The organism is Sandaracinobacteroides sp. (genome assembly GCF_057137845.1).
Genome location: NZ_DBNHFX010000072.1, coordinates 1 through 5529 on the forward strand (window position 1 = coordinate 1; position 5529 = coordinate 5529).

The 5529-nt window shown below is 64.3% G+C and carries 5 protein-coding genes and 1 pseudogene; 1 reads left to right on the forward strand and 5 read right to left on the reverse strand.

Translation table 11 applies throughout. The features are described 5' to 3' along the window. Positions 1-338: pseudogene (locus AC16JP_RS03580) on the forward strand (hypothetical protein); the annotation flags it as partial. A 94-nt stretch (positions 339-432) separates the two neighbouring features. Here the strand turns inward: AC16JP_RS03580 and pgeF are convergent. From pgeF to AC16JP_RS03605, 5 genes are all read right to left on the reverse strand, one after another. Continuing rightward, the gene (gene pgeF / locus AC16JP_RS03585) at positions 433-1188 is read right to left on the reverse strand and encodes a peptidoglycan editing factor PgeF (RefSeq protein ID WP_484339230.1); all 756 of its coding nucleotides are present in this window, start codon (positions 1186-1188) and stop codon (positions 433-435) included. Further along, positions 1188-1715, reverse strand: coding sequence for an N-acetyltransferase family protein (locus AC16JP_RS03590; RefSeq protein WP_484339231.1), 528 nt, complete (start codon positions 1713-1715; stop codon positions 1188-1190). Before AC16JP_RS03590 ends, pgeF begins: the two co-directional genes overlap by 1 nt. A 16-nt stretch (positions 1716-1731) precedes the next feature. Next, positions 1732-3462, reverse strand: coding sequence for a class I adenylate-forming enzyme family protein (locus AC16JP_RS03595; protein ID WP_484339232.1), 1731 nt, complete (start codon positions 3460-3462; stop codon positions 1732-1734). Between the two features lie 23 nt (positions 3463-3485). Next, positions 3486-4625 (reverse strand): acyl-CoA dehydrogenase family protein, encoded by a 1140-nt coding sequence (locus AC16JP_RS03600; protein WP_484339233.1) that lies wholly within the window; start codon positions 4623-4625, stop codon positions 3486-3488. Positions 4626-4629: 4 nt separating this feature from the next. Next, positions 4630-5529, reverse strand: a 900-nt coding sequence (locus AC16JP_RS03605; protein WP_484339234.1) for an acyl-CoA dehydrogenase family protein, incomplete at its 5' end; no start/stop codon positions are given.

A 5529-nucleotide genomic window follows, 5' to 3' on the forward strand; every position in this document is an offset into this window, starting at 1 on the left:
TGCCCGCAACCGACCCGATGGCAGGCAAGCTTGCAGACGCTGCTGCAAAGCGGCAGGCGGCGGCGATCGCCGGCGCGGCAGCCGCAGCCAGGTCGCCGACGACTGCATTCCAGGCGGGCGGCGCCTACATGGGTGCAGGCCAGTATCCGCAGGCGATCGCGGCGTTCACCACCGCCGAAAAGGGGACGAATGCAGCCACCGCCTCGCTGTTCAAGGGCATCGCCCAGCTTCGCGCCGGCAACGCTGCGGCCGCCAAGGCCACCTTCGGCAAGATTCCATCCGGCGACGTGTCGGAAATCGCCGGGCTGTGGCAGCTCTACGCTTCGACCAAGGGTTAACTTCCCGACCGCTCAGGCAAGCGTGCGGAAATAGCCGGCCGATAACAGGCCGGTCCACACATCAGGGGGGCTTCGTGCCCCCCTTTTTTTGTGTTCAGCCTTCGAGGGCGATCAGGCTGATCTGGCGGCCATAGTCCGGCTCGCGCGCGATCGTCGTCCGCCGATAGCTGAAAAACCGTTCCGCATCGGCCTTCGTGTCGACGCCCAGGCCCTCGGCCCGCATGACCCCGGCAGCGGCCAGCCGGAACAGACAGAACCCCTCCAGATCGAAGAATGCATGCCCGGCGCGGCCATCGGTGAAAAACGCGCCATATTCCTGATCTGCGGTTTCAAAGCGGGCGCGAAATCCTTCATCCACCTCGTAGGATCGACGGCCTATGCAGGGGCCGACGGCAGCCGTGATCCGCGCCCGGTCGGCGCCCAGCTTCACCATCGCGTCGACGGTCGCAACGATGACGCCGCCAAGCGCCCCCTTCCATCCGGCGTGCGCGGCGCCGATCACGCCCGCCTGCGCATCCTCCAGCAGCAGCGGCGCGCAATCGGCCGTCAGCACGCCAAGCGCGATGCCGGGTCGGTTCGTCACCAGCGCATCTGCTTCGGGGCGGGCGGCATCTTCCCAGATGCCCGCTTCGACGACGCGCGCGCTATGCACCTGATGCACGGTCGCCAGCCGGGCCGTTGGTGCGACTGCCGCAAGCGCCCGCCCACGGTTTTCCCTGACGTTCACGGGATCATCACCCGAACCAAGCCCGACATTCAAACTGTCGAACAGGCCCGCCGAAACACCGCCGGTGCGGCCCAGAAATCCGTGGCCGAAAGTGATCAACCCCGCCTTCAGCACCGTTGCCATCACAACTCCAGCCGCAGGATGCGATCGTCATCGACGGTGTTGCCGACGGCGAACGGATATTTCCCGACTTCGATGAATCCGTGCCGCTCGTAGAAGCGCCGCGCCCGATGGTTGCCGATCCAGACGGTCAGATACAGATCCTGCATCGTGCGGCCGCGCGCTTCGGCGATCGCCTGCGCCATCAACGCATCAGCAAGGCCGGTGCCCTTGGCTGCTTCATCCAGATAGAGCTGCCGCAGCGTCCACCAGCGGCGGCCTTGCAGCAGATCGGCGATATGCGCATCCAGATCATAGGGGCCAAGGGTTGTATAGCCAAGCAACCGGCCGGCCCGATCCGTCCCCAGAAAGACGGCGAATTCCACCGACGTGCATTCGTCCAGGAATCGCTCCTCGGTGCAGCCCGCCAGAAATTCCGCCAGTTCCTCTGGCGGATAGAGGTGGGCGAATGTCGCCGTGAAGCTGCGATGAAACAAGTCGCGGATGGCGGCGGCATCCGCCGCCACAGCGCGTCTGATCTGATATTCCATAACCTGTTCCCGGCGCTCAGGCCGCTACTACGCGCCCGGCGTGGACTTCGCGGAAATGCCGACGCAGGCTCACCTTGTCGATCTTCCCCGAGCCAAGCTTCGGCAGCGGCTGATCCGATACCCAGACCCGTGCCGGCACCTTGAACTGCGCAAGCTCGCGGCCGACGAACTGGATCACGGCCTCGCCCTCCAGATGCTCGCCGGGTTTCGGGAACACCACCGCACCGACGATTTCGCCCAGCCGGTCGTCAGGCAGGCCGAACACTGCCGCTTCTGCAACCGACGGATGGTTGTAGATCGCGGCTTCCACCTCGACAGCCGAGATATTTTCACCGCCACGGATGATGATGTCTTTCTTGCGATCGACGATGAACAGATAGTCCTCGGCATCCAGCCGCCCAAGATCGCCTGTGCGGAACCAGCCATCGGCGGTGAATGCGGCGGCGCTCGCTTCGGGGTTGTGCCAATAGCCGCGCGCATTGGCCGATGAACGAATGCACACTTCGCCGATTTCGCCGACGCCCAGTTGCTTCATGTCGTCGTCGAAGATGCCGATATCGACCATCGGCTTGCTGGCCCGCCCCGTCGAATCCGGCTTCAGGCGGTAGTTGCCGCGCAGGTTGCCGGCGCCAACGCCGTTGGTTTCCGTCAGGCCATAGCCGATCGCCGGGTTCTTGCCCGGAAACGCCTTGACCAGCCGCTCGACATGTTCGGGCGGGCGCGGCGCGCCACCGGCCGCAATATCGAGCAGTGACGAAAGATCATATTTGTCGCGGTCCGGATGCTGCATCAATTCCAGGCTCATGGTCGGGACGCCGACGAAATAGGTGCATTTTTCCTTTTCGATCAGTTGCAGCGCCTCGCCCGCATCCCAGCGATACATGATCACCATCTTGCGGCCGATCGCAATCGACACCAGCAGGATCGGCACCAGCCCGGTGATATGGAACAGCGGCACGTTCAGCAGCATCACCTGCTGGGCCGGCAATGCCGTTCCTTCCGCCGTCGCCAGTTGCAGCATGGCAAGGCCCTGCACCAGATAGTTCAGCGAACCGGAAACCACCGCCCGGTGGGTGGAAACCGCCCCCTTCGGCGCGCCGGTCGAGCCGGACGTGTACATGATGGTCGCATCGTCTTCGGGATAGATCGGCGGCAGAAACGACGGCGCCTCGGGGCTGGCGGCCATTGCATCCTCCAGCGTCTCGACACCAAGCTGCGCCGCCACCTGATGCCCGGTGCGCACGGCGACGATCGCTGCCGACAGACCGGCAATGTCGCGCAGGCGGCGGACGCGTTCCTCGTCGGCAAAGGCGACGCGGGTTCCCGAATCGCGCAGCGCATAGGCCAGTTCCTCGGGCTTCAGCCAAGCGTTCATCGGCACGACCACCGCGCCCACCATCGTCGCGCCAAGGAACAGCGACACCCATTCGGGATAGTTGCGCATGGCGATCGCCACCCGGTCGCCCTTGGAAATACCGAACCGCGATTGCAGCGTCGCCGCAATCCGGATCGACTGCTTCTGAATGTCGGCGAAGGTGTAACGCTCGCCCTGGTAGACTATGAACTCCTTGTCGGCGTTGGCCATCAGGAAAAAGGCCAGATAATCGCGCAACGACTGCGGTGCATGTTCAAAGACCGGATAGTCCGCACCACGGATATTCGCAGTCGTCACCGCCAGTTGCCCACCGGGCGCGGTGATTGCCGCAACCGCTGCATCCAGTGCCTTGTCGAGTTCAGTCAACGCCATGTTCCGTTCGTCCTCGTCTGTTCTCAATAGTCCAGCATGCGGGCAATGCGGTCGCCCTGAAATGCCGAATCGCCAAAGGTTTCCTGCGCCGCGCGCGCCCGCTTCATGTAGAAGCCGATGTCGAATTCATCGGTCATGCCGATGCCGCCGTGCATCTGCACCGCCTCGTTGGTGGCAAGGATGCAGACATCGCCCGCCTTTGCCTTGGCAAGCGCGGCGAAAAACGGCGCGCGCTCGTCGCCGGCGTCGATTGCCGTCAGCGCCTTCAACGTGGCCGAGCGCGCCAGTTCCACCTCGCAGAACAGGTGGGCCGCACGATGCTGCAATGCCTGAAAGCTGCCGATCTTCACGCCGAACTGTTCGCGGTTCTTCAGATAGTCGACCGTGGTGTCGAAGCTCTGGGCGCTGACGCCCAGCATTTCCGCTGCAAGGCAGGCGCGCCCCGCATCGAGCGCGGCTTCCAGAATCGCATGGCCCCCGCCGACGGCACCCAGAACATCGGCGCCGTCCACCTGCACCCCGTCCAGCGTGATCCGCGCGGCATTGCGGCTGTCCACCATCGAACGGCGGGCGACCGATACGCCCTTCGCCTTCGGGTCGACCAGAAACAGCGTGATGCCTTCCGGCGCATCGTCGGCGCCCGAAGTGCGCGCGGCAACGATCAGCCGGTCGGCCACATGGCCATCCAGCACGAACGGCTTTTCCCCGCTCAGCATGAAGCCGTTGCCCGCGCTTTCGGCGCGTGCCGCCACGAACGACGGCTGGTGGCGCGCCTTTTCGTCGGCCGCCAGCGCAACGATCAGCTTGCCTCCGGCGATGCCGGGCAGCAGCGTCGCCTTCTGTTCATCGCTGCCGCCACGGGCGATCGCCGTTGCCGACAGGATCGACGCCGACAGGAACGGCGAAAGCGAAAGGTTGCGGCCGATCGCTTCCTGGATGATGCCGGCCGCGACCATGCCCAGCCCGGCACCGCCGAACTGTTCCGGAATGGCGACACCGGCAAACCCCATTTCGGCCATCCTGGCCCAGAGGTCGCGGTCGTATCCGGCGGCATCATGCGAATCGCGCAGGCTGCGCAACTGCTGCACGGGCGCATGTTCCGCAAAGAAACCGTCGGCCGATTCCTTCACCATCCGCTGTTCTTCATTGAGGACGAGGCTCATGGGTTCATGCTCCCGGAAGCTGGAGGACGCGCTTGGCGATGATGTTCAACTGCACTTCCGACGTTCCGCCTTCGATCGAGTTGGCACGGCTGCGCAGCCATCCGCGCGCAAGGTCGCCGTCGCGCGAGCCTTCGCCTTCCCATGTCAGCATGTCGGTGCCACCGATGCTCATCAGCAGTTCCTGCCGCTTCTTGTTCAGTTCGGTGCCGTAATATTTCAGCATCGACGACATCGCGCCCATGCCCTGCCCGGCTTTCGCTTCGTCCTTGGCGCGTTCCATCGTCAGGGCAAAGGCATGCGAATCGATTTCATGGCGGACGATCTCCGCCCGCAGCAGGCCGTCTTGCAGTTGCCCCTCGGCGTTGGTGCCGATCGCCCGGCGCGCAACTTCGTGCATCGGCCGGCTGCCGCCGCCGCTGATGCCGAAATCGCCGCCGATCATTTCCCGCTCGTGGGTCAGCAGATATTTGGCGATGTCCCAGCCCTTGCCGGGCGTCCCCACCAGATTCTGCGCGGGCACCCGCACCCCATCGAAGAATGTCTGGCAGAAGGGCGAATTGCCCGAAATCAGCAGAATGGGGCTGGTGGTGACGCCGGGGCTTTCCATGTCGAACAGCAGGAAGCTGATCCCGAGATGCTTGGTCGACGCGTCGGTCCGCACCAGACAGAAGATCCAGTCGGCCTTGTCGGCGTAGCTGGTCCAGATCTTCGAGCCGTTGACCACATATTCGTCGCCCTCGAGGACGGCCGACGTCCGCAGCGAGGCAAGGTCTGATCCGGCGCCCGGTTCGGAATAGCCCTGGCACCAGCGGATTTCACCGCGCGCGATTCGCGGCAGATGTTCTTTCTTCTGCGCTTCGTTGCCATATTTCAGCAGCGCCGGGCCAAGCATCCAGATGCCGAA